This window comes from Pseudomonas sp. PGPPP4 (genome assembly GCF_002256045.1).
GTDB classification, from domain to species: domain Bacteria; phylum Pseudomonadota; class Gammaproteobacteria; order Pseudomonadales; family Pseudomonadaceae; genus Chryseomonas; species Chryseomonas oryzihabitans.
Window position 1 is genome coordinate 55,739 of sequence record NZ_NKID01000015.1, and the last position, 23,400, is coordinate 79,138.

A 23,400-nucleotide genomic window follows, 5' to 3' on the forward strand; every position below is an offset into this window, starting at 1 on the left:
GCAGCGTGTCTTGTCGCGGTCGTCTGGACTTCCGAATGCTTTAGCAGATCCATCCAGCAGGCGGATGGCTCCGTCACGGCGCCTCCGGCAACCCGAGATAGCGCGGCAGCAGTACCCGGATGCGGGTACCCTGGCCGGTCACGGGGTCGGTAGGACTATCGATCATTATCTGACCATAATGCTCTTCTACGATGGAATAGACCAGCGCCAAGCCAAGCCCCGTCCCCTTGCCCGGATCCTTGGTGGTGAAGAAGGGTTCGAACAGCCGGCTGACGATGGCCTTGGGAATGCCGCTGCCCTCGTCCTCGACGCTCAGGGTCACGGTCTGGCCCTGGGCCTCGCTGCGCACCCGGATCGGCGCGCCGGGCGGCGAGGCGTCCCGGGCGTTGGACAGCAGGTTGATCATCACCTGCACCAGCCGCTGGGGATCGCCCTGCACCAGGTGGTCGGGATCGCAGAGATTGAAGAAGTCGACGTCCACGCTCTGACGATTGAGCGAGAGCAGGGCGATGGCCTCCTGGGCCGCCTCGGCCACGCACACCGGCTCGTGGGCCTGCTGGCGACCGCCGGCATGGGCGAAACTCATCAGCGACTGGACGATGCGGGTGATGCGCCGGGTCTGCTCGATGATCTGGCTGCTGATCTCGTCGATCTCCTCGTCCGCCTCGCGCTCCTCGCGCAGATTCTGCGCCAGGCAGGCGATGCCGGTGACCGGGTTGCCGATCTCGTGGGCGACGCCCGCGGCCAGCCGGCCGATGGAGGCCAGGCGCTCGGAGTGGATCAGGCGGTCTTCCAGCAGCTGGGTCTCGCTGATGTCTTCCACCACCAGCACCGTGCCGTTGCTGCCCACCGCCAGGGGTTCGTCGATGGTCGCCTTGTGCAGGTTGAGCCAGCGCTGCTCGTGTTCCTGGGGCAGCCGCTGTTTGTAGAGGTGCTGCTGCGCCGGTTCGGCGAGAAAGCGCTCGAACAGGTCCTGCCAGGGATCGGGCAGGGCGCTCAGGCGCGAACCCACCACCCGGGCGCCGTCGATGCCGGTGAGTTCTTCCATGGCGCGGTTCCACATGAGGATCTCGCGGTCACGCGCCAGGGAGCAGACGCCCATGGGCAACTCCTGCAGGGTCTGGCGGTGATAGCGGCGCAGGGCGTCCAGTTCGGCGGCCAAGCCCGTCAGGCGTGACTGGTAGTCTTCCAGGCGATTCTCGATGAAGTGGATGTCTTCGGTGGCATAGGCCTCGCTTTCCGCCTTGAACGGCAGAAAGGTCTCGACGATGTCCTGGGCGACCCGCGGACCCATCAGGCCCGAGAGGTTGGCCTCGATGCGATCGCGCAACCGGCGCAGGGCATAGGGGCGCCGTTCGTCATAGGGCAGCAGCAGATCGGCCAGGGCGCGCTCGACTTCCTTCTGCGCGGTCTTGGCGCCCAGCGGCTTGGCCAGCTGGGCGGCGAAGTCCTGGGGCGAGCTGGCCGCCAGTTCGCGGCGTTGCGGACGGCGGACGTTGTCCACCGCGCAGGCCTCGGCGGCGCTCTTCTCTTCTTCGCTGGCCTCGGTGAAGAGCGAGACCAGGGCGAACACCAGCACGTTGACGGTGAGCGAGGCCACGGCCGCGAGGTGCCAGTTGCTGGCGCTGATGCGATAGCTGAAGACGCCGATGTGCAGCGGATTGATGTCGGCCACCAGCGGCATGAGCATGCTCAGGAACCACAGGCCCAGGCCGCACAGCAGGCCGGCGATGAAGCCCTTGCGATTGGCCGTCTGCCAGTAGAGCACCGACAGCGCGCCGGGCAGGAATTGCACGGTGGCGACAAAGGAGACGATGCCCAGGCTGGAGAGATCGCCATGGCCCTGCAGCAGGCGATAGAAGCCGTAGCTGCCCAGGATGATGGCGGCGATCAGCATGCGTCGGGTCATGCGCAGCCAGCGATAGATGTTGCCGTCGGTGGGCGGCTGGTAGAGCGGCAGCACGATGTGGTTGAGCAGCATGCCCGACAGCGCCATGGTCACCACGATGATCAGGCCGCTGGCCGCCGACAGCCCGCCGACGAAGGCCACCAGCGCCAGCAGCGGATTGTCCAGCGCCAGGCCCACGCCCAGGGTGAAGTACTCCGGCGGCGTCGGCGAACCCAGCGCCAGGCCACCCCAGAGAATCGGCGGCACCGCCAGGCTGATCAGCAGCAGGAACAGCGGCAGGCCCCAGCTGGCGCTGACCAGCGCCTGAGGACTGAGATTCTCGGTAAAGGCCATGTGGTACATGTGCGGGGTGACGATGGCCGCGGCAAAGAACACCAGCAGCAGGATCCGCCAGGGACCTTCCTGCAGCGGGGTGTGCAGGGTGGAGAGGGCGCTCTGGTTCTGCTGCAGCCAGGTCTCCAGGCCGTTGGGGCCGCCGAACACGGTATAGAGGGTGACGCCACCGACGATGCCCAGGGCCAGCAGCTTGACCAGGGATTCGAAGGCGATGGCCACCACCAGGCCCTCGTGGCGTTCCTTGGAATTGATCTGGCGCGCGCCGAAGAGCATGGCGAACAGGGTGATCAGCAGGCAGAAGCCCAGCGCCGGGGCGTCCTGGGCGCGGGCCTGCACCAGGATGCCGGTGCTGGTGGCCACCGCCTGGATCTGCAGCGCCAGCAGCGGCAGCACGGCGATCAGCATGCCCAGGCTGGTGAGGGCGCCGGCCCAGGTGCTGCGGAAGCGGAAGGCGAAGAGATCGGCCAGGGACGCCAGCTGGTAGGCGCGGGTCAGGCGCAGGATGGGATAGAGCAGCACCGGCGCCAGCAGAAAGGCGCCGCACAGGCCCAGGTAGTAGGCGAGAAAGCCGTAGCCGTAGTCGTAGGCCAGGCCGACGGTGCCATAGAAGGCCCAGGCGCTGGCGTAGACGCCCAGCGACAGGGTGTAGATCAGCGGATGGCGCACCAGCCGGCGCGGCACCCAGCCCTTCTCGGTCATCCAGGCGACGCCAAAGAAGATCAGCAGGTAACCGGCGCTGATCAGCACCAGTTGGGACAGACTAAAGCTCGTCGGCATCGCGCTGGCTCTGCAGGATAAAGGTCACCACGATGAGGATGAGCCACAGCAGGTAGGGGCGATACCAGGCGCCGCTGGGAGCGATCCACCAATCCATGATGGCGGGGGAGAACAGATAGATGCCTACCACGAGGAGCAGGACCAGCCGGTAGATGTACATGCGCGGTTCCCGAACGGCGATGGCGCCATGGTAATGCAAAAGCGCTGTACCCCGGAGAGGGAGGCCTCTACCGTGAAGGCTTCTTTCCCCGCCGGAGTTCGCCGATGACCAGGCCCCGTCTCGCCGCCGTGCTGGAAACCGCGCTCTATGTCGCCGATCTGCCCCGGGCCCGGCGCTTCTATGAAGAGCTGCTGGGGCTCACGCCGATGTTCGCCGACGAGCGCCTGGCCGCCTATGCGGTGGGGGCCAGCGTCCTGTTGCTGTTTCAGCGGGGTACTACCGAACGACCGGTCAGGCTGCCGGGCGGCTGCATTCCGCCCCATGGCGCCCAGGGCTGTCAGCACCTGGCCCTGGCCGTCGCGGCGGATGAGCTGGAAGCCTGGGCCGCACACCTGGTGGCTGCCGGGGTCGCCATCGAAGAACGCACCCGCTGGCCGCGTGGCGCGATCAGCCTGTATTTCCGCGATCCGGACGGACATCTGCTGGAACTGGCCACGCCTGGCCTCTGGCCCAACTACTAGTCCGGCAATCGGGCTTCGGCCAGGTGCGGCATCCGCGGGATCAGCGCGGCATCCCAGTGGGCGACGCCCCAGGCCAGTACCCTGGCCGGGGTTTCCCGGGCCAGTTCCGCCTGCGTCGGCTGGCCCAGGGTGCGCAGGGCGCGCACCAGCAGGGCCCCGGCCTGTTCGGGTGGCAGCGGCGGCGAGCGGTAACTCTTGCCCAGCTTGTGGCCATCGGGCTGGATCAGCAGCGGCACGTGCAGATAGCGTGGCGCCGGATGGCCGAGCAATTCCTGCAGATAGAGCTGGCGCGGCGTCGAGTCCAGCAGGTCGGCACCCCGCACCACGTCGGTCATGCCCTGCAGGGCATCGTCCATCACCACCGCCAGTTGATAGGCGATCAGGCCGTCGCGACGCTGGATGACGAAGTCGCCCACTTCGCGCCCCAGGTGCTGGCGGAATTCGCCCTGCACCCGGTCGACAAAGCGGTAGTCCAGCTCAGGGACGCGGATGCGGATGGCGGCGTCCGTCGCCGGCAGGCCGCGATCGCGGCAGTAGCCGGGGTAGAGGCCGCCACTGCCTTCGAGCTGCTTGCGCGAGCAGTCGCAGGCATAGGCCAGGCCGCTGGCCAGCCACTGCGCGATGACCGCGCGATAGGCGTCCAGGCGCTCGCTTTGGCGCAGCACCGGGCCGTCCCATTCGAAGCCGTAGGCCTCCAGGGTGGTGAGGATGGCCGCCTGGGCGCCGGGGACCTCACGCGGGGGGTCCAGGTCTTCCATGCGCACCAGCCACTGCCCGCCCGCGGCGCGGGCATCCAGGTAGGAGGCGAGGGCGGCGACCAGCGAGCCGAAGTGCAGATAGCCGCTGGGCGTGGGGGCGAAACGGCCGACATAGGGGCGCCTGGACATAGCTCATCCCGGAAAGACCGAAGTCTGGAAAGAACAAAGGGCGCCGTAGCGCCCTCGTCGGTGAGGCAGCAGGACTCAGGTCCCGGTCTGCTTCTCGCGGATCTCGGCCAGGGTCTTGCAGTCGATGCACAGGCTGGCGGTCGGACGGGCTTCCAGGCGACGGATACCGATTTCCACGCCGCAGGAGTCGCACCAGCCGTATTCGTTGTCTTCGATCAGCTGCAGCGTCTCGTCGATCTTCTTGATCAGCTTGCGCTCGCGGTCGCGGGCACGCAGTTCCAGGCTGAATTCCTCTTCCTGGGTTGCGCGGTCGGCCGGGTCGGCGAAGTTGGCCGCTTCTTCCTTCATGTGGTGCACGGTGCGATCGACTTCTTCGCGCAGTTCCTGCTTCCACTTGTTCAGAATGCCGGTGAAGTGGGCGCGCATGCGCTCACTCATGTATTCCTCGCCCTTGGCAGGCTGGTAGGGTTCGTAGCCACGGGCCAGATGATTGTTCTGCTGATTTGCTTCGCTGGGCATGATTGACCCTCTCACTTTCGCTGATCCTGTCCACAGGCTGGATGCGTTTCCAGGCCTCTCCATGTTGGAACGCCCGGGGTCTGTGGCTGCCGATGGCGTCCCGCGCAATGCCGACGCCAGGCTGAATATGTTCTCGACTGGCCAGTCGCCCTGCGGATGCAAGCCGGCGAACTTACCAGAAGCTTCCAGGGGGCGCTACTACTGGCCTCCCGCTCCTTGCCGACGCGGCGGATGCCGGTCTGCGAAGCCTTGGTTAGAATCCCGCCTTCGCCACAAGTTCGGACCCTGTCCATGTCCAATTCCTACAGCGCACGCAGCCAGGCCATCGAGCCCTTCCATGTGATGGCCCTGCTGGAGCGTGCCAACCAGCTCCAGGCCGCCGGGCACGACGTCATCCACCTGGAGATCGGCGAGCCCGATTTCACCACCGCCGCCCCGGTGGTCGCGGCCGGCCAGGCCGCGCTGGCGGCCGGTCAGACCCGCTACACTGCGGCCCGCGGCCTGCCGGAGTTGCGCCGCGCCATCGCCGCCTTCTATGGCGAGCGCTACGGCGTCGATCTGGATCCGGAGCGGGTGTTGATCACCCCCGGCGGCTCGGGCGCCCTGCTGCTGGCCAGCGCCCTGCTGGTCGATCCCGGGCGTCACTGGCTGCTGGCCGATCCCGGCTATCCCTGCAATAGACACTTCCTGCGCCTGGTGGAAGGCGCGGCCCAGCTGATCCCGGTCGGCGCCGACACCCGCTACCAGCTCACCCCCGAGCTGGTCGAGCGGCACTGGCAAGCGGACAGCGTCGGTGCCCTGGTGGCCTCGCCGGCCAATCCGACCGGTACCCTGCTGGATCGCGACGAACTCGCCGGGCTGTCGGCCGCCCTCAGGGCGCGCGGCGGTCACCTGGTGGTGGACGAGATCTACCACGGCCTGACCTATGGCCTGGATGCCCCCAGCGTGCTGGAGGTGGACGACTCGGCCTTCGTGCTCAACAGCTTCTCCAAGTACTTCGGCATGACCGGCTGGCGCCTCGGCTGGCTGGTGGCGCCGCGCGCCGCCGTGCCGGAGCTGGAAAAGCTGGCGCAGAATCTCTACATCAGCGCCTCCACCGTGGCCCAGCAGGCGGCCCTGGCCTGTTTCACGCCGGAAGCCATGGCCATCTTCGAGGAGCGTCGCGCCGAATTCGCCCGCCGCCGCGACTACCTGCTGCCGGCGCTGCGCGACCTGGGCTTTGAGATCGCCGTCGAGCCCCAGGGCGCCTTCTACCTCTATGCCGACATCGCCGCCTTTGGCGGCGACGCCTATGCCTTCTGCCAGTTCCTGCTGGAGACCGAGCACGTCGCCATCACCCCCGGCCTGGATTTCGGTCGCCACCGCGCCGACACACATGTGCGCTTCGCCTACACCCAGTCGCTGCCGCGCCTGGAAGAGGCCGTCGCCCGCATCGCCCAGGGATTGCAGCGCTGGAGCGCCCGGTGAGATTCGAGCCACCCCTGGAAGAGGGTCGCCTGCTGCGCCGCTACAAGCGTTTTCTCGCCGACATCGAGACCGCCAGCGGCGAGGTGCTGACCCTGCACTGCCCCAATACCGGCTCCATGCTCCACTGCCAGCCGGCGGGCGCCCGCGTCTGGTTCAGCCGCGCCAGTGGTCCCAAGCGCAAGCTGCCCGGCACCTGGGAGCTGGTCGAGACGGACCATGGCCGCCTGGCCTGCATCAATACCGCCCGTGCCAATCGCCTGGTGGAGGAGGCCTTGCTGGCCGGTGGCATTCCCGAACTGGCCGGCTTCACCGCCCTGCGCCGGGAGGTGGCCTACGGGCTGGAGAACAGTCGCGCCGATTTTCGCCTGGAGTATCCCGCGGGGCCGCTGTACCTGGAGGTCAAGAGCGTCACCCTGGGCTTTGCCGACACCGCGATCGCCGCCTTTCCCGATGCCGTGACCACCCGTGGGGCCCGCCATCTGCGCGAGCTGGCGGCCCTGGCCGCGGCCGGCGAGCGGGCCGTGCTGCTCTATTGCGTCTTGCTCGACGGCATCGAGGCGGTACGTCCGGCCGCGGAAATCGATGCCGCCTATGCCCTGGCCGTGGGCGAAGCCCGTCGTCAGGGTGTGCAGGTGCTGGCTTATGGGGCACGGCTCTCGCCCGCGGGTCTGCAACTGGACCGACCGCTGCGCCTCGCTGACTAGGCAGTCGCAAAAAGCTGATCGCCCAGACAGGATCTGGCAGGCGCCTTGCTTACGGATATCGCCCATCGATCGCCGCTATCGGGCGATCCTGTCAGGAGTCCTTTGATGATCTCTGTGTTGGGCATGCTGTTGCTGGTGGCCATCGCCATCCTCTTTTCCCGCCAGCGGCGCGCCATTCGCGTGCGTACCGTGCTCGCGGCCTTTCTGTTGCAGGCGGGGCTCGGCCTCTTCGTCCTCTACATTCCCTGGGGCCAGCAGGTGCTCGGCAGCGTCTCCGGCGCCGTCTCTTCGCTGCAGCTCTATGCCGACAAGGGCATCGAGTTCCTCTTCGGCGGTCTCGCCGGACCCAGGATGTTCGAGTACTTCGGTAACGGTGGCTTCGTCTTCGCCGTGCGGGTGCTGCCCCTGATCGTCTTCTTCGGCAGCCTGATCGCGGTGCTCTACTACCTGGGCATCATGGGCTGGATCATCCGCCTGGTGGGCGGAGCGCTGCACGCCCTGCTCGGCACCAGTCGGGTGGAGTCCACCACGGTCACCGCGACCCTGTTTCTCGGACAGTCGGAAATGCCGCTGGTGGTGCGGCCCTTCATCGCCGATCTCACCCGCTCGGAGCTGTTCGCCATCATGGTTGGCGGATTCGCCGCGGTGGCCGGTTCGGTGCTGCTGGGCTACGCCGGCATGGGTGTGGAACTCAAGTATCTGATCGCCGCCAGCTTCATGGCCGCCCCGGGCGGACTGCTGATGGCCAAGCTGATGGAGCCGGAGACCGAACAGCCGCGCGACCAGGCCATGAAGACCCTGGGCGAAGGGGAGGAGCGTCCGGCCAACGTCATAGACGCAGCTGCCGAAGGCGCCCAGGTCGGCCTGCGCATCGCCCTGGCGGTCGGTGCCATGCTGCTGGCCTTCATCGCCCTGATCGCCCTGCTCAACGGCATCCTCGGCTGGTGCGGCGCCTGGTTCGGCGTGCCGCAACTGAGCATGCAGCTGGTGCTGGGCTATCTGCTGGCGCCGGTGGCCTTCCTCATCGGCGTGCCCTGGAACGAGGCGGTGCAGGCCGGTGGCTTCATCGGCCAGAAGCTGGTGCTCAACGAATTTGTCGCCTATGCCGACCTCTCGACCTACCTGGACCCGGTCAAGTCGGCGGCGGCGGGCGTCCAGCCGCTCTCGGCGCACACCCAGGTCATCGTCACCTTCGCCCTCTGCGGCTTCGCCAATCTCTCTTCCATCGCCATCCAGCTCGGCGGCCTGGGCGGCATCGCCCCCCAGCGGCGTCACGAACTGGCTCAGCTGGGTCTGCGCGCCATGCTCGGCGGTACCCTGGCCAACCTGATGAGCGCGGCCCTGGCCGGCTTCTTTATCGGCCTCTAGGTCGATGCCGATTGGACCACTCGGTCCACTTTATGGTGCACCGCTGGCCTGGGTGCGCCAAAACGTAACAGCGGATGACCGTGGCGTGCGCCTGCCTCGCCGCCACGGGTTGTTCGCGGCTTCTCAAGGCTTTCGCTCAGGAATCCTCCTCATGACGTTTTCCCGCCTCCGTCGCGTGCGCTTCGGCGCGCTACCGCTCCTGTTCTGCTGCAGCGCCCAGCTGCTGGCCGCCCCCGCCGTCGCCACCGACAGCGCCCAGGGCGAGACCGCCAGTCCCGCCGCGCAACAGACGGACAATCGCTCGCCCTATCTGTCGTCCTGGTACAACCAGGATCTGACCCTGATCGGCAGCAAGGACATCAGCTTCGGCCCGCAGCCCGTGGACGACGTCTATCTGGAGTACGAATACTTCGGCCGCAAGGGCCCCTTCGAACTCTATGGCTACATCGACGTGCCCAGGGTGCTGGGCATCGGCAACAGCCATGACTCCGGTGTCTGGGACCGCGGTTCGCCCCTGTTCATGGAGCACGAACCGCGGATTTCCATCGATCAGCTCAGTGGTCGCTCGCTGGCCTTCGGGCCGTTCAAGGAGTGGTACCTGGCCTTCGACTGGATCTACGACCACGGCAGCAGCCGGGCCAGTCGGCAGAACACCCTCTATGCCGGCTTCGGCACCGACATCGAGACCCATAGCCCGGTGCTGCTGTCCGCCAACCTCTACGGTCGCCGCCAGTGGCAAAACTATGGCGCCGCCAACGAGAATTCCTGGGACGGCTATCGGGCCCAGCTCAAGTACATCTGGCCGCTGGCCAAGTTAGACAACGGCGCCTCCCTGACCTATGTCGGCTTCACCAACTTCGATTTCGGCTCCAAGCTGGGCGACGCGCCGGGACGTACGGCCAATGCCACCGTGTCCACCAACGTGCTGCTCTATGCCTTCACCCACCTGCGCTTCATGTTCGCTGCGCGGCATTTCCACAACGGCGGCAACTGGCGCGACGGCACCGAGCTGAATTTTGGCGAGGGTGACTTCGAGGGCCGTTCCAACGGCTGGGGCTACTATGCGGGGGTGGGTTATCAATTCTGATCTGGAGACTGTCATGAGCACCAACCTGCCTGCGCACCTGGCCGCACTGCTTCCGCAAGCGGTCGCGGCAGCCGAGCGCGCCTACTGTCCGCATTCGGAATTTCCCGTGGGCGCCGCCCTGCTGACCGCCGAGGGCGAGGTCATCCATGGCTGCAACGTGGAAAACATCTCCTACGGCCTGACCAACTGCGCCGAGCGCAGCGCCTTGTTCGCCGCCATCAGCCGGGGCCTGCCGCCGCGCAGCTTCACCGCCATGGCCATCCATGCGCCGGGCGTTCCCCTGATCAGTCCCTGTGGCGCCTGTCGCCAGGTGCTGCTGGAACTGATGGCGCCCGACGCGACCATCGTCTGCAGCGGCAGCGAACCCGGCCGTACCCGCACCTGGACCCTGGCCGAGCTGCTGCCTGGCGCCTTCGACGACTTCTAAGGAGTCCGCCCATGTGGCTTGCCCAGGAGGTGATCCGCCAGAAGCGCGATGGCCTGGAACTCTCGACTGCGGATCTCCAGCGACTGGTCCGCGGCATCGTCGATGACAGCCTCAGCGAAGGCCAGATCGCCGCCTTCGCCATGGCCACTCTGCTGCGCGGCATGACCGCCGCGGAGCGTACCGCCCTGACCCTGGCCATGCGCGACAGCGGCCAGGTGCTGCGCTGGGACCTGCCCGGGCCGGTGGTGGACAAGCATTCCACCGGCGGCGTGGGCGATCTCACCAGCCTGGTGCTGGCACCGCTGCTCGCCGCCTGTGGCTGCCATGTGCCGATGATTTCCGGACGTGGTCTGGGCCATACCGGCGGCACCCTCGACAAGCTGGAGAGCATCCCCGGCTATCGCATCCGGCCTGGCCTGGCGCGCTTTCGCCAGGTGGTGGCCGAGGTGGGGTGCGCCATCGTCGGTCCGGACGCCGATCTGGCCCCGGCCGATCGCCGCCTCTATGCCATCCGCGATGTCACCGCCACGGTGGAATCGGTGGATCTGATCACCGCCTCCATCCTGGCCAAGAAGCTGGCCGCCGGCCTGGACGTGCTGGTCATGGACGTCAAGACCGGCGGCGGCGCCTTCATGGCCGAGCGCGACGCGGCGCTGCGCCTGGCCGACAGCATCGTCGAGGTCGCCGAAGCCGCCGGGGTCCGGACCCGCGCCCTGGTCACCGACATGGGCCAGCCCCTGGCGCGCAGCGCCGGCAACGCCCTGGAGGTGGAGGAGGCTATCGCCCTGCTGGCGGGCGAGGTGCGCAGCGAGCGCCTCTGGCAGGTGATCCAGGCCCTGGCCGAGGAAACGCTGCAACTGGCCGGACTGGCCAGGGATGCCGCCACCGCCGAGCGCCTGGTGCTGGAGGCCTGGCAGAGCGGCGCCGCCCTGGCGCGTTTCGCGGCGATGAACCTGGCCCTGGGCGGCCCGTCCGACCTGATCGAGCGGCCCTGGCAGCATCTGCCCCGGGCTCCGGTGGTGCGCGCCGTCCATCCGGCCCGCCCGGGCTGGGTGCGGCAGGTGGATACCCGCACCCTCGGTCTGCTGGTGGTCGAACTGGGTGGCGGACGGCAACGTCCGGAGGATGAGGTGGATCCGGCGGTGGGTCTGGCCGGCCTGGCACTGCCCGGCGAGTGGGTCGACGAGAGCCGGCCCCTGGGGGTGATCCATGCCGGCGACGCCCAGAGCGCGGCGCGGGCTGCCCAGCACCTGCAGCGGGCCTATGGCCTGGGGGAGGAGCGGCCGGTCGATGCCGTGGCCGCCGTGCTGGATCGGCGCTAGCGCCGGATTCCGGACAAAAAAAGACCCGGCAGAGCCGGGTCCAAAACCGTGATTAGCCTGATGAGGAGATAACCCGAAAGACCAACTGCTGGACCTTCAGTTATCGACCGATCTCGCGACCGGCTGAGTTGAATAATAACAATTCTCATTCCATCGTCAAGCGTATTCGAGAATATTTCTTAATTACTGTTGGAAGGTCGCTCCGCGGCGCCTCGCAGGCGGGTGACTTCCTTGTTCAGGGTGTCGATATGGCGCGCCATGTTCTCGATCAGGCTGTGGGCGATGCGCGGGGTGGTCTCCATCAGCGAGACGAACTGATCCTGGGGGATCACCAGCACGGTGCAGACGGTCTTGGCGATGACGCTGGCGGTACGCGGCGTATGGGTGAACACCGCCAGGGCGCCGACGATCTCGTCCTGGCAGACCTCGCCGACCTTGCAGCCATCCACCCAGGCCTCGGCATGGCCTTCGGTGATGACGAAGACATGCTCGGCGGAATCGCCCTGGCGGATGATGACCTCGCCGGCGGCATAGCGGCGAAAGCCGGTGGCCGGCTGGGTAACCGGCGGCTTGAGCCGGATCAGCGCCTGGGCCAGCAGCGATTGCTGGCCCAGCATGTACCTCAGCAGGGCATCGCGCTGGGCCGGGGTGGCGGTCGCCGCCGCGAGAAAGGTCTCGCGGTCATAGGGCAGCACCTGCACGTCGGCCTCGCTCTCATAATTGAGGGTCGGCAGATCCAGGGTGCGCCCCAGGCCGATCAGGTCGCCCTCGCCAAGCTGGAACAGCGCCCGCTGATCCAGGACCACCCGCAGCGGGCCGCGCTGGATCAGATAGACCTCGTCATTGCGCATCCAGTCCTGCAGCAGGGCGGCGGGACTCAGCTGCAGGGGCTGCCGACTCGGCGCCACACCACTGACCAGTCGCGCCGGAATGGCCTGCAGCGCCTGACGCAACTGATCGACATAGGGAGGCTGATCGCCGATGAGGTACATGGTGCCAATTCCTTCTTGTTACGCAGAGGTTGTGACGTGGGTCGCACGATAAGCCGCTCGTCGGCGACCGTAAATCCACAACTCCACGAGCTGTGACGGAACGCTTGTTCTGCCTCCCAGGAGGTCGTGGTCAGGCCGGGGCGCGACCCAGGCGGCGCAGCAGGCGAGCCGGCAGGGCCTCCAGCTGTCCGGCGTGACCCAGCTCCACCACCAGCGCTCGATCCTGCTCGGCGGGTGCGAGCGGATCCTGGGCCTGGCGCTGGGCGGCCACCACCGCGAGGGTGGCTTCGGAAGGATCGGTCCCCTCGGCCTGGCGCTCCTGCAGCCAGCGGGCGATGAGTTCGTCGTCCGCCTGGCAGTCGATGATCAGCAGGGGCGCGGCCTGGGCTTCGGCCAGGGCCTGGGCTGCGGCGCGCTGGGCCTGCTTGAGGTAGGTGGCGTCGAGCACCAGCGGATAACCGGCCGCCAGCACCTGGGCGCCGATCTCGTGCAGGCGCGCATAGGTGGCTTCGCCGGCTGCGGCGCTGTAGCGGGTGGCCTCGTCGCTGTCGGCATAGAGGCGCTGGCGCTCGACATCGGATCTCAGGCGAATGGCGCCGAGCGCCTCGACCAGGGCCAGGGCCACGGTGCTCTTGCCGATCCCCGACACCCCGTGCATCACCGCCGCGAAGGGCTGGGGCACCTGGGTGTAGCCCTCGGCCAGGGCGGTGTAGCTGCGATAGCTGGCGAGGATCTCGGCCCGCAGCGCCGGCTCTTCGGCCTGGCCCAGGCGGAACAGGGCGATCTTGGCGCGCACCATGGCGCGATAGGCCTTGTAGAAGTCGAGCAGGGCGAGGCCGCTGTAGTCGCCGGTCGCCTCGAAGTAGGCATTGACGAATCTGTTGCTCAGGGCCTTGAGGCCGCGGTCTTCCAGATCCATGGCTAGGAAGCCGGCATCGCCCATGGTGTCGGTCAGGCGGAAGGGCTCGTTGAATTCGATGCAGTCGAACAGCACCACCTCGCCGTCGAACAGGGTGGCGTTGGCCAAGTGGATGTCGCCATGGCATTCGCGGATGAAGCCGTCACGGCAGCGGGCCTCGAACAGCGGCAGCAGGCGCGCGTAGCTGGCCTCGGCCCAGGCTTCCAGCTGGTCGAGCTGCTGGAGGTCGGCCGCCTCGCCGAGCATGACGCGGATCTGCTCGAAATTCTGCCGGACCGGCGCCATGGCGGCGTCCGGGGTGCACAGCGGATGCTCGGTCCCAACCTGGGGTGCGGCCAGGTGGAAGCGGGCGATCTGTGCGGCCAGGGCGTCGATGTGCGCCTCGGTCAGCTCGCCGCGCTGCTGCACCTCGCTGAGCAGCTGGCTCTGGGGGAATTCGCGCATGCGCAGGGCGTATTCGATCACCGGACCGCTGCCGCCCAGCTCTGGAGCGCTTTCGCTGCCGGTGATGGCCACCACGTCCTGGTAGAGATCGCGGGTCAGGCGCTGGTTGAGGCGCAGCTCCTCGCGGCAGAAGTGGCCGCGGGCCTCCAAGTCGGTGAAGTCGAGGAAACCGAAATTCACCGGCTTCTTGATCTTGTAGGCAACCTCGCCGGTCAGCACGACCCAGGAAATATGGGTTTCGATGACCCGGAACGCCGAGGTGGGATGGGGATAGAGCGCCGGGTTCTGCAGGGCGGAAATCAGGAGCTGGCTCACGGGCGGTCCTTGTAGGGAATGGATGGCGGCATTATCGCTGCCAGGGCGGTCCACGCAAGCCGCGACACCGGGAAGGGGCGTCCTTGAACCCCAGCTGACGAAGCGCTGGCAGGCCGCTGTCGGCCACCGGGCAAGTGCGTATAATGCGCCGCCATGAAGCGACCCCGATCCTCTCGTTCCCGCAAGCGCAAGACCTTTGACTGGCGCCGCCTGTCCGGCTGGGCAGTCAAGCTTGGTCTGGTCGCGCTGGTAGCCCTGGCTGGCGTATGCATCTATCTGGATGCCGTGGTCCAGGAAAAATTCTCCGGCAAGCGCTGGACCATTCCGGCCAAGGTCTATGCCCGGCCGCTGGAATTGTTCAATGGCGTCAAGCTCAGCCGTGACGACTTCCTCACCGAACTCGATGCCCTCGGTTATCGACGCGAGAAGACCGTGGACGGCCCCGGCAGCGTCTCCGTGGGTGCCTCCACGGTCGAGCTGAACACCCGCGGCTTCCAGTTCTACGAAGGCGTCGAGCCGGCCCGGGCGATCCGCGTGCGCTTCGCCGGCGGCACCGTCTCCGGCGTCAGCGCCCTGGATGGCAGCAATCTGGCCGTGGCCCGCCTGGAGCCGCTGATGATCGGCGGCATCTATCCGGCACATAACGAGGATCGCATCCTCATCAAGCTCGACCAGGCGCCGCCGCACCTGGTCGATGGCCTGGTGGCCGTCGAGGACCGCGAGTTCTGGCATCACCACGGCGTCTCGCCCAAGTCCATCGCCCGGGCGGTCTGGGTCAACGCCACCAGCGGCCAGGTGCGCCAGGGTGGCAGCACCCTGACCCAGCAGCTGGTCAAGAACTTCTACCTCACCAACGAGCGCAGCATCACCCGCAAGGGCACCGAAGCCCTGATGGCGCTGCTGCTGGAGCTGCACTACAGCAAGCAGGAGATCCTCGAGGCCTACCTCAACGAGGTGTTCCTCGGTCAGGACGGCTCGCGCGCCATCCACGGCTTCGGTCTGGCCGCCCAGTACTTCTTCGGCCAGCCCTTCAGCGAGCTGAAACTGCATCAGGTCGCCCTGCTGGTCGGCCTGGTGAAGGGCCCGTCCTACTACAACCCGCGCCGCTATCCCGAGCGCGCCATGACCCGCCGCAACCTGGTGCTCGACCTCATGGCCGAGCAGGGCGTGGTCAGCGCCACCGAGGCCGAAGCGGCCAAGGCTCGGCCGCTGGGCATCACCAAGGCCGGCAGCCTGACCAACAGCTCCTTCCCGGCCTTCGTCGACCTGGTCAAGCGCCAGCTCAAGCAGGACTACCGCGACGAAGACCTCACCGAGGAAGGGCTGCGCATCTTCACCAGCTTCGACCCCATCCTGCAGACCAAGGCCGAAGCCGCCATGGGCGAGACCATGAAGCGCATCGACGGCCGCAAGGGTGCGGAAAACGTCGAGTCGGCCATGGTGGTGACCAATCCGGAAACCGGTGAGGTCCAGGCGCTGCTGGGTGGCCGCGATCCGCGCTTCGCCGGCTACAACCGCGCCCTCGATGCGGTGCGCCAGGTCGGCTCGCTGATCAAGCCGGCGGTCTATCTGACCGCTCTGGAGCGTCCCAGCAAGTACACCCTGACCACCCTGATCCAGGACGAGCCCTTCTCGGTGAAGGGCGCCGATGGCCAGGTCTGGCGGCCGCAGAACTACGAGCACAAGGCGCACGGCACCATCTTCCTCTATCAGGGGCTGGCGCATTCCTACAACCTGTCCACCGCGCGCCTGGGTCTGGACCTCGGGGTCCCCGAGGTGCTCAAGACCGTCGCGCGCCTGGGCGTGAGTCGCGCCCTGCCGCCCTATCCGGCAACCCTGCTCGGCGCCGGTGCCCTGACGCCCATGGAAGTGGCGACCATGTACCAGACGCTGGCCAACGGTGGCTTCAACACGCCGCTGCGCAGCATCCGCAGCGTGCTCGACGCCAATGGCGAGCCGCTCAAGCGCTATCCCTTCCAGATCGAGCAGCGCTTCGATACCGGCGCCATCTACCTGGTGCAGTACGCCATGCAGCGCGTCATGCGCGAGGGCACCGGGCGCTCGGTCTACAACCAGATCCCCACCAGCGTGAACCTGGCGGGCAAGACCGGTACCACCAACGATTCCCGCGACAGCTGGTTCTCCGGCTTCAGCCAGGATCTGCTGGCGGTGGTCTGGCTGGGTCGCGACGACAACGGCAAGACACCGCTGACCGGTGCCACCGGCGCCCTGCAGGTCTGGAGCAACTTCATGCGTCGCGCCGATCCGGTCTCCCTGGACATGCCGGTGCCGGACAACATCACCCAGGCCTGGGTCGATGCCACCACCGGGCGCGGCACGGATCCCTCGTGTCCCAACGCCGTGCAGATGCCTTATATTCGCGGCAGTGAGCCGCCACCGGGCGCCTCCTGTGGCGCGCCGGCCGCACCCGCCGCCGGCGGCAACGGCAACGGCGGCAATCCGGTCATGGATTGGGTCAAGGGTTGGTTGAATTGAGAGGTCCCAAGGTGACGAAAGCAGTCTGGCCGGTGATGATCGCCGGTGTTCTCCTCGCCGGTTGCGCCGCGCCGCAGCGTGGCGCCATCCCCGTGGTCGATTCCGGCGGTCCGGTGTCCAACGGCGAACTCTATCGCCAGGGCAACAACCGGCCCCTGCCGGCGCAACGTCAGGCCCCCGTGGCCGCCGCGCCCAGCACGCCGGCCGATTCCGGGGTGACCGTCATGGTGCCGGGCGGTAGCTCCGCGCCGCTGGAAACCTATGCCGCACCGGCGGCCTCGGCGCCGCTGATCACCTCGTCCAGTCCCAGCGCGCCGCCCGCCCAGGCGCCGGTGCAGCCGAACTACTCGCAGCCGGTCTATCCGCCCGCCACCCCGAGCGGCTCCGCGGCCGCCAGTACGGCGCCGACCGGCATTCCCTCCACCAGCAATTCCAGTGGTGGCGGCCTGGCTGCCGACGAGCAACTCGACGGTCCGGTGCTGGCCCTGTTGACCACCGCCCAGCAACAGCAGAGCGGTGGCGATCTCAACGGCGCCTCCTCGAGCCTGGAACGCGCCCAGCGCATCGCCCCGCGCGAGCCCCAGGTGCTCTATCGCCTGGCCCAGGTGCGCCTGGCGCAGAACGATCCGGCTCAGGGCGAGCAACTGGCCCGGCGCGCCCTGACCTACGCCAATGGTCGTCCCGCCCTGCAGGCCAGTCTCTGGCAACTGATCGCCCAGGCCCGCGAGGCCCAGGGTGATGCCTCCGGCGCCGCCCTGGCCCGGCAGAAGGCACAGGTGGGTACCTGATGGACGAGCGCCTGCCCGCCCTGGCCGATCAGCTGCTGCAGATCGAGCGTGAATTGCGCCTGCTCGGCTGGTGGTCGGCGCAGGCGCCCAGCGCCGAGGCCCTGGCCAGCCAGGAGCCCTTCTGCGTCGATACCCTGAGCTTCGCCCAGTGGCTGCAGTGGATCTTCGTGCCGCGGATGAAGCTGATCATCGAGAGCGATGCGGTCCTGCCGGCGCGCTCGGGCATCCGGCCGATGGCCGAGATGGTCTACCAGGGCAATCTCGACCCGGTCCTGCCGCTGCTCGCGTCCCTGGCCGAATTCGACCGCATCATCGAAAGCGCCTGAGCTACTTGCCGCAATTCTGCTCGATGGACAGCTGGGTCTCGGCCAGCCGCTGCTGACGTTCCTCTTCGCTCAGCCGCCGCGTCTCGCCCCGCCCGGACTGCACCAGGATGCGCGGATTGTTGCGCAGCTGCGCCAGATTCTGGCGCGCCTGATCGCACTGCTCCTTGAGCTGGTTCTGCTCCTCGCGCACCTGCGCCTTCACCCGGCGATCCAGTTCCTGCTGTTGGGCATCGTTGGACACCGAGGGCTGCTGGGCACCGTTGGGCATCTTGTAGGTAGGTGCAGTGCCACTGCCATTGATCTGCGGCGCCGTCTTCACGTCCACCTCGTTGGCCTTCTGGCCCTCGGGCGGCTGGGCACTGAAGTGGGTGACACCCTTGTCATCGGTCCACTTGTAGACCTGCGCGGCCTGGGCGGACAGGCTGCAGGCGAAAGCCAGGGCGGAAAGCCAGAAGATCGAGCGCATGGGAATCCTGGAAGGGGAGAGGACAGGACTTCACTATAAGAGGAGACGTCGACCTTTTCATCACGACTGATCGCCGACGACCGATTGCGCCCGGTTGCACCTTTCGGCTTGACTTGCACGGGTCGAATGCGAACAATCCAAAGTTCGCTGTAGCGAGTCGGCCCAAAGCTGACTGCTCGGCAGACCATGAGGTGCCTACCCGCGCCGCCACAGTCAAATACCCTGCACCGCGTTACCTCGCGTCGGGTGGAAGCTCCAGCATTCATCGGAATCTTCCAACAAGGCTTTCTAGGCAGCTGAATCGTCGGTGACCACCGTCGCCCATGCTCTGCCTTGCAGTCAACCGAACCTTGAGCGTCCACCGATGGGCGCTCGCCATGCGTGGAATGAGGTGATACGTGGAGCTATTAACTGGCGCTGAGATGGTCGTCCGCTTCTTGCGCGACGAGGGCGTGAAACACATCTACGGGTACCCGGGCGGTGCCCTGCTGCACATCTACGACGCCCTGTTCAAGGAACCGGCGCTCAACCACATCCTGGTTCGTCACGAGCAGGCCGCCACCCACATGGCCGACGGCTATGCCCGCGCCACCGGCAAGGCCGGCGTGGTCCTGGTGACCTCCGGCCCCGGCGCGACCAATGCCATCACCGGCATCGCCACCGCCTACATGGACTCCATCCCCATGGTGGTCCTGTCCGGCCAGGTGCCGAGCAACATGGTGGGCACCGACGCCTTCCAGGAAACCGACATGGTCGGCATCTCCCGGCCGATCGTGAAGCACAGCTTCATCATCAAGCACCCCTCCGAGATCCCCGAAGTCCTCAAGAAGGCCTTCTACCTTGCCGAGTCCGGGCGTCCCGGTCCGGTGGTGGTCGACATCCCCAAGGACATGGGCGATCCGACCAAGAAATACGAATACGTCTATCCGAAGAAGATCAAGCTGCGCTCCTACAATCCGGCGCAGCGCGGCCATTCCGGGCAGATCCGCAAGGCCGTCGAGATGCTGGTGGCGGCCAAGCGTCCCATCCTCTATGCCGGTGGCGGCGTCATCCTCGGTGGTGCCTCCGCGGCCCTCACCGAGCTGGCGCGTCTGCTCAACCTGCCGGTCACCAATACCCTGATGGGTCTGGGCGCCTACCCGGGCAGCGATCGCCAGTTCCTTGGCATGCTCGGCATGCACGGCAGCTACCAGGCCAACCTGGCCATGCACCACAGCGACGTCATCCTCGCCGTGGGTGCGCGCTTCGATGACCGCGTCATCAACGGTGCCACGCGCTTCTGCCCGAACGCCAAGATCATTCACGTCGACATCGATCCGGCTTCGATCTCCAAGACCATCAAGGCCGACGTGCCCATCGTCGGTCCGGTCGACAGCGTCCTCGCCGAGATGGTCGCCGTGGTCCGCGAGCTGAGCGAGAAGCCCCGCGCCGAAAACCAGGCCGCCTGGTGGAAGCAGATCGAGGAATGGCGCGGCGGTCGCGAGATGTTCCCCTACGACAAGGGCGACGGCAGCATCATCAAGCCGCAGACCGTCATCGAGACCCTGTACGACGTCACCGCGGGCGATGCCTACATCACCTCCGACGTGGGTCAGCACCAGATGTTCGCTGCCCAGTACTACCGCTACGACAAGCCCAATCGCTGGATCAACTCCGGCGGCCTCGGCACCATGGGCTTCGGTTTCCCGGCGGCCATGGGGGTCAAGCTCAACTTCCCGGACGCCGATGTCGCCTGCGTCACCGGTGAAGGCAGCGTGCAGATGAACATCCAGGAGCTCTCCACCTGCATGCAGTACGACCTGCCGGTGAAGATCGTCTGCCTCAACAACGGTGCCCTGGGCATGGTCCGCCAGTGGCAGGACATGCAGTACAGCAGCCGCTACTCCCACTCCTACATGGAATCCCTGCCGGACTTCGTCAGGCTGGCCGAGGCCTATGGCCACGTCGGCATGCGCATCGAGCGTCTGGAAGACCTCAAGCCGATGATGGCCGAGGCCTTCGCCATGAAGAATCGCCTGGTCTTCCTCGACATCGCCGTGGACAACACCGAACACGTCTACCCGATGCAGATCAAGGATGGCGCGATGCGCGACATGTGGCTGAGCAAGACGGAGCGGACCTGAACATGAGACACATCATCTCCCTGCTGCTGGAAAACGAGCCCGGCGCCCTGTCCCGCGTGGTCGGCCTGTTTTCCCAGCGCAACTACAACATCGAAAGCCTCACGGTCGCCGCGACCGAGGATCCGACCCTGTCGCGCCTGACCCTGACCACCATCGGCCAGGAAGAGACGGTCGAGCAGATCACCAAGAACCTCAACAAGCTCATCGAGGTGGTGAAACTGGTCAACCTGTCCGAGAGTGCCCACATCGAGCGCGAACTCCTGCTGATCAAGGTCAAGGCCACCGGCGCCCAGCGCGCCGAGGTCAAGCGCACCACCGATATCTTTCGCGGCCAGATCGTCGATGTCGGCAGCAGCGTGTATACCATTCAGCTGGCGGGCACCAGCGAGAAGATCGACAGCTTCATCCAGGCGATCGGCGCCGCGTCCATCCTCGAGGTGGTGCGTAGCGGCGTGACCGGAATTTCCCGTGGCGACAAAGCCCTGAGCATCTGATACCCCCTTTTCCAGGAGAACCTGCAATGCGCGTTTACTACGACAAAGACTGTGACCTTTCCATCATCCAGGGCAAGAAGGTCGCCATCATCGGCTACGGCTCCCAGGGCCACGCCCACGCCTGCAACCTGAAGGACTCCGGCGTCGACGTCGTCGTCGGTCTGCGCAGTGGCTCGGCCACCGTGGCCAAGGCCGAGGCCCATGGCCTGACCGTCAAGCCGGTCAAGGACGCCGTCGCCTCTGCCGACGTGGTCATGATCCTGACCCCCGACGAATTCCAGTCCAAGCTGTACAAGGACGAGATCGAGCCGAACCTGAAGCAGGGCGCCACCCTGGCCTTCGCCCACGGTTTCGCCATCCACTACAACCAGGTCGTGCCCCGCGCTGACCTGGACGTCATCATGATCGCCCCCAAGGCCCCGGGTCACACCGTGCGCTCCGAGTTCGTCAAGGGCGGCGGCATCCCTGATCTGGTCGCCGTCCACCAAGACGCTTCCGGCAATGCCAAGAGCGTTGCTCTGTCCTACGCCTGCGGCGTCGGCGGCGGCCGTACCGGCATTATCGAAACCACCTTCAAGGACGAGACCGAAACCGACCTGTTCGGCGAGCAGGCCGTGCTGTGCGGTGGTGCGGTCGAACTGGTCAAGGCCGGTTTCGAAACCCTGGTCGAAGCCGGCTACGCGCCGGAAATGGCCTACTTCGAGTGCCTGCACGAACTCAAGCTGATCGTCGACCTCATGTACGAAGGCGGTATCGCCAACATGAACTACTCGATCTCCAACAACGCCGAGTACGGCGAGTACGTGACCGGTCCTGAGGTCATCAACGCCGAGTCGCGCGCCGCCATGAAGAATGCGCTCAAGCGCATCCAGAACGGCGAGTACGCCAAGATGTTCGTGGCCGAGGGCGCGTCCAACTACGCTTCCATGACCGCCTACCGTCGCAACAACGCGGCTCACCCGATCGAGCAGGTCGGCGAGAAGCTGCGGGCGATGATGCCCTGGATCGCGTCGAACAAGATCGTCGACAAGACCAAGAACTGATCGAGCAGGGCGCCAGCCCTGTAACGAGCGGTAAAGGACGCGGCCTCGGCCGCGTTTTTTATTGCACTGCCCACGACCCCGGCAATGCCTTAGCATGGGAGGTTAGGCTGAACCCTATCCTCAAGCGGTCAGTCCAATCCGTCAGGTAATGCCCAAGGAAAATCCATGAGCGAGCGTCCCGAAGAAACCCCGTCCAACACAGCCACCGACGGCCTCATCCCCGTGGATGAACACATCGAGGAGACGCAGGACGCCCAGGGGCGCAAGATCAGACGCCGTGGCGTGTACCTGCTGCCCAACCTCTTCACCACCGCGGCGCTCTTTGCCGGCCTCTATTCGATCATCAAGGGTGTCGCGGCTCAGACCGCCTTCATCCAGGGGCAATATGACATCGCCTCCGCCGGCTTCTCGGCCGCGGCTGCCGCCATCTTCATCGCCATGGTGCTCGATGGCCTGGATGGTCGCGTCGCCCGCATGACCAATACCCAGAGCGCCTTCGGCGAGCAGTACGACTCGCTCTCCGACATGGTCGCCTTCGGCGTCGCACCGGCGATCCTGGCCTTCCAGTGGGCCCTGAGCGGCCTGGGTAATGTCGGCTGGGCCGTCGCCTTCATCTATGTAGCCGGTGCCGCCCTGCGTCTGGCTCGCTTCAACACCCAGATCGGCTCGGTGGACAAGCGCTACTTCATCGGCCTGGCCAGTCCTTCCGCGGCGGCCCTGGTGGCCGGTACCGTCTGGTGCTTCAGTGACTTCGGCATCCAGGGTTCCAAGCTATCGCTGCTGGTCGCCCTGATGGTCGCTGCAGCCGGCATGCTCATGGTCAGCAACTTCAAGTACTGGAGCTTCAAGACCCTTGGCCTGAAAGGACGCGTCCCCTTCGTAGTCATCCTGATTGCCGTGCTGGTCTTTGCCGTGGTCTTTACCGACCCGCCGCGCGTCCTGCTGCTGGGCTTCCTGGCCTATGCGGTTTCCGGACCCTTCACTACTCTCTGGCGCAATCGCCGTATCGGTCGTGCCTAACGGCATCCAGAGGGCTATAAGAAAGGGGCTGCGCGAGCAGCCCCTTTCTTTTTTTGGCCTTTCTGAAAATAACCTGTTGACCTGCTCTGAAACTCCCCTATAATGCGCCCCACTTCCGGCGCAGACGCTGAAGCGGCTTGAAAATCAAGCACTTAGGTCTGAGCCGGGCGAGGGGTCCACGAATTCTTCGCCATTTGGCTCTCACCTCAGGGTGGCAACGAAATGAAGCGGAGGGGTTGACAGCGTCTGAGGATGCTGTAGGATTCGCCTCCCGCTGCCGAGATTGGCTAGACCGGTCAGGCAAGCGCAAGTGGTTGAGTTGAAACGAAAAAGTTCAAATCAACGCTTGACAGGATGTGAGGGCAGCGTAGAATGCGCGCCTCGGTTAGCGACACGGTCGCAACCAACTGCTCTTTAACAAGTTGAATCAAGCAATTCGTGTGGGTGCTTGTGAGATAAGTCTGATGTCGCAAGATTATCAGCAACACAA

21 protein-coding genes and 1 pseudogene are annotated in these 23,400 nt (G+C 66.3%); 14 read left to right on the plus strand and 8 right to left on the minus strand.

The window, feature by feature from the left end; genetic code table 11:
* Window positions 1–73: 73 nt before the first annotated feature.
* Entirely contained in the window at window positions 74–3,022 is a 2,949-nt protein-coding gene (locus CFE50_RS20660) for a sensor histidine kinase (protein WP_278443245.1), read from the minus strand.
* On the minus strand, window positions 3,006–3,182 hold the full coding sequence (locus tag CFE50_RS20665) for a hypothetical protein (protein ID WP_007159707.1): 177 nt from the start codon (window positions 3,180–3,182) through the stop codon (window positions 3,006–3,008). Before CFE50_RS20665 ends, CFE50_RS20660 begins: the two co-directional genes overlap by 17 nt.
* A 104-nt stretch (window positions 3,183–3,286) precedes the next feature.
* Between CFE50_RS20665 and CFE50_RS20670 the strand changes: the two genes are divergently transcribed.
* Window positions 3,287–3,703: a VOC family protein gene (locus tag CFE50_RS20670; protein WP_286737105.1), complete on the plus strand. Its 417-nt coding sequence runs from the start codon at window positions 3,287–3,289 to the stop codon at window positions 3,701–3,703.
* Here CFE50_RS20670 and gluQRS read toward each other — a convergent pair.
* Both gluQRS and dksA read right to left on the minus strand, forming a co-directional pair.
* Window positions 3,700–4,590, minus strand: coding sequence for a tRNA glutamyl-Q(34) synthetase GluQRS (gene gluQRS / locus CFE50_RS20675; RefSeq protein WP_286737106.1), 891 nt, complete (start codon window positions 4,588–4,590; stop codon window positions 3,700–3,702). The two genes, CFE50_RS20670 and gluQRS, sit on opposite strands and share 4 nt — an antisense overlap.
* A gap of 75 nt (window positions 4,591–4,665) precedes the next feature.
* On the minus strand, window positions 4,666–5,109 hold the full coding sequence (gene dksA / locus CFE50_RS20680; RefSeq protein WP_007159704.1) for an RNA polymerase-binding protein DksA: 444 nt from the start codon (window positions 5,107–5,109) through the stop codon (window positions 4,666–4,668).
* A 291-nt stretch (window positions 5,110–5,400) separates the two neighbouring features.
* Here dksA and CFE50_RS20685 point away from each other — a divergent pair, with 291 nt between their 5' ends.
* From CFE50_RS20685 to deoA, 6 genes are all read left to right on the plus strand, one after another.
* Entirely contained in the window at window positions 5,401–6,576 is a 1,176-nt protein-coding gene (locus tag CFE50_RS20685) for a pyridoxal phosphate-dependent aminotransferase (protein WP_286737107.1), read from the plus strand.
* On the plus strand, window positions 6,573–7,280 hold the full coding sequence (gene sfsA, locus CFE50_RS20690) for a DNA/RNA nuclease SfsA (protein ID WP_286737108.1): 708 nt from the start codon (window positions 6,573–6,575) through the stop codon (window positions 7,278–7,280). The genes CFE50_RS20685 and sfsA overlap by 4 nt, the downstream gene beginning before the upstream one ends.
* A gap of 105 nt (window positions 7,281–7,385) precedes the next feature.
* Complete coding sequence (locus tag CFE50_RS20695) at window positions 7,386–8,648, plus strand: NupC/NupG family nucleoside CNT transporter (protein WP_241807817.1); 1,263 nt, start codon at window positions 7,386–7,388, stop codon at window positions 8,646–8,648.
* 151 nt (window positions 8,649–8,799) lie between these two features.
* Window positions 8,800–9,735 carry a nucleoside-specific channel-forming protein Tsx gene (locus tag CFE50_RS20700; protein WP_286737109.1) on the plus strand — a complete coding sequence of 312 codons (936 nt, stop codon included), beginning with the start codon at window positions 8,800–8,802 and terminating at the stop codon, window positions 9,733–9,735.
* 13 nt (window positions 9,736–9,748) lie between these two features.
* Complete coding sequence (locus CFE50_RS20705) at window positions 9,749–10,162, plus strand: cytidine deaminase (RefSeq protein ID WP_007159699.1); 414 nt, start codon at window positions 9,749–9,751, stop codon at window positions 10,160–10,162.
* An 11-nt stretch (window positions 10,163–10,173) separates the two neighbouring features.
* On the plus strand, window positions 10,174–11,484 hold the full coding sequence (gene deoA / locus CFE50_RS20710; RefSeq protein ID WP_286737110.1) for a thymidine phosphorylase: 1,311 nt from the start codon (window positions 10,174–10,176) through the stop codon (window positions 11,482–11,484).
* 179 nt (window positions 11,485–11,663) lie between these two features.
* On the opposite strand, the gene CFE50_RS20715 is transcribed toward deoA, so the two are convergent.
* Complete coding sequence (locus CFE50_RS20715; RefSeq protein WP_241807820.1) at window positions 11,664–12,476, minus strand: cyclic nucleotide-binding domain-containing protein; 813 nt, start codon at window positions 12,474–12,476, stop codon at window positions 11,664–11,666.
* Window positions 12,477–12,606: 130 nt separating this feature from the next.
* Window positions 12,607–14,154 carry a bifunctional aminoglycoside phosphotransferase/ATP-binding protein gene (locus CFE50_RS20720; protein ID WP_286737111.1) on the minus strand — a complete coding sequence of 516 codons (1,548 nt, stop codon included), beginning with the start codon at window positions 14,152–14,154 and terminating at the stop codon, window positions 12,607–12,609.
* Between the two features lie 153 nt (window positions 14,155–14,307).
* Between CFE50_RS20720 and mrcB the strand changes: the two genes are divergently transcribed.
* From mrcB to CFE50_RS20735, 3 genes are read left to right on the plus strand one after another with little or no spacing between them, the layout of a single operon-like run.
* Window positions 14,308–16,650 carry a penicillin-binding protein 1B gene (gene mrcB, locus CFE50_RS20725; protein WP_027597550.1) on the plus strand — a complete coding sequence of 781 codons (2,343 nt, stop codon included), beginning with the start codon at window positions 14,308–14,310 and terminating at the stop codon, window positions 16,648–16,650.
* Between the two features lie 35 nt (window positions 16,651–16,685).
* On the plus strand, window positions 16,686–17,438 hold the full coding sequence (locus CFE50_RS20730) for a tetratricopeptide repeat protein (RefSeq protein WP_241807826.1): 753 nt from the start codon (window positions 16,686–16,688) through the stop codon (window positions 17,436–17,438).
* Complete coding sequence (locus CFE50_RS20735) at window positions 17,438–17,764, plus strand: YqcC family protein (RefSeq protein ID WP_007159693.1); 327 nt, start codon at window positions 17,438–17,440, stop codon at window positions 17,762–17,764. The genes CFE50_RS20730 and CFE50_RS20735 overlap by 1 nt, the downstream gene beginning before the upstream one ends.
* Window position 17,765: 1 nt before the next feature.
* On the opposite strand, the gene CFE50_RS20740 is transcribed toward CFE50_RS20735, so the two are convergent.
* Window positions 17,766–18,230 carry a DUF4124 domain-containing protein gene (locus tag CFE50_RS20740; protein ID WP_145248688.1) on the minus strand — a complete coding sequence of 155 codons (465 nt, stop codon included), beginning with the start codon at window positions 18,228–18,230 and terminating at the stop codon, window positions 17,766–17,768.
* Between the two features lie 398 nt (window positions 18,231–18,628).
* Here CFE50_RS20740 and CFE50_RS20745 point away from each other — a divergent pair, with 398 nt between their 5' ends.
* The 4 genes from CFE50_RS20745 to pssA all read left to right on the plus strand — a co-directional run bounded on the left by CFE50_RS20745 (window position 18,629) and on the right by pssA (window position 22,910).
* The gene (locus tag CFE50_RS20745) at window positions 18,629–20,353 is read left to right on the plus strand and encodes an acetolactate synthase 3 large subunit (RefSeq protein ID WP_241807823.1); all 1,725 of its coding nucleotides are present in this window, start codon (window positions 18,629–18,631) and stop codon (window positions 20,351–20,353) included.
* Between the two features lie 2 nt (window positions 20,354–20,355).
* Complete coding sequence (gene ilvN, locus CFE50_RS20750) at window positions 20,356–20,847, plus strand: acetolactate synthase small subunit (protein WP_007159690.1); 492 nt, start codon at window positions 20,356–20,358, stop codon at window positions 20,845–20,847.
* 26 nt (window positions 20,848–20,873) lie between these two features.
* The gene (gene ilvC / locus CFE50_RS20755) at window positions 20,874–21,890 is read left to right on the plus strand and encodes a ketol-acid reductoisomerase (protein WP_241807824.1); all 1,017 of its coding nucleotides are present in this window, start codon (window positions 20,874–20,876) and stop codon (window positions 21,888–21,890) included.
* Window positions 21,891–22,055: 165 nt separating this feature from the next.
* Window positions 22,056–22,910 (plus strand): CDP-diacylglycerol--serine O-phosphatidyltransferase, encoded by an 855-nt coding sequence (gene pssA / locus CFE50_RS20760; protein ID WP_007159688.1) that lies wholly within the window; start codon window positions 22,056–22,058, stop codon window positions 22,908–22,910.
* A gap of 296 nt (window positions 22,911–23,206) precedes the next feature.
* On the opposite strand, the pseudogene CFE50_RS20765 reads toward pssA, so the two are convergent.
* A pseudogene (locus CFE50_RS20765) lies at window positions 23,207–23,400 on the minus strand (hypothetical protein); the annotation flags it as partial.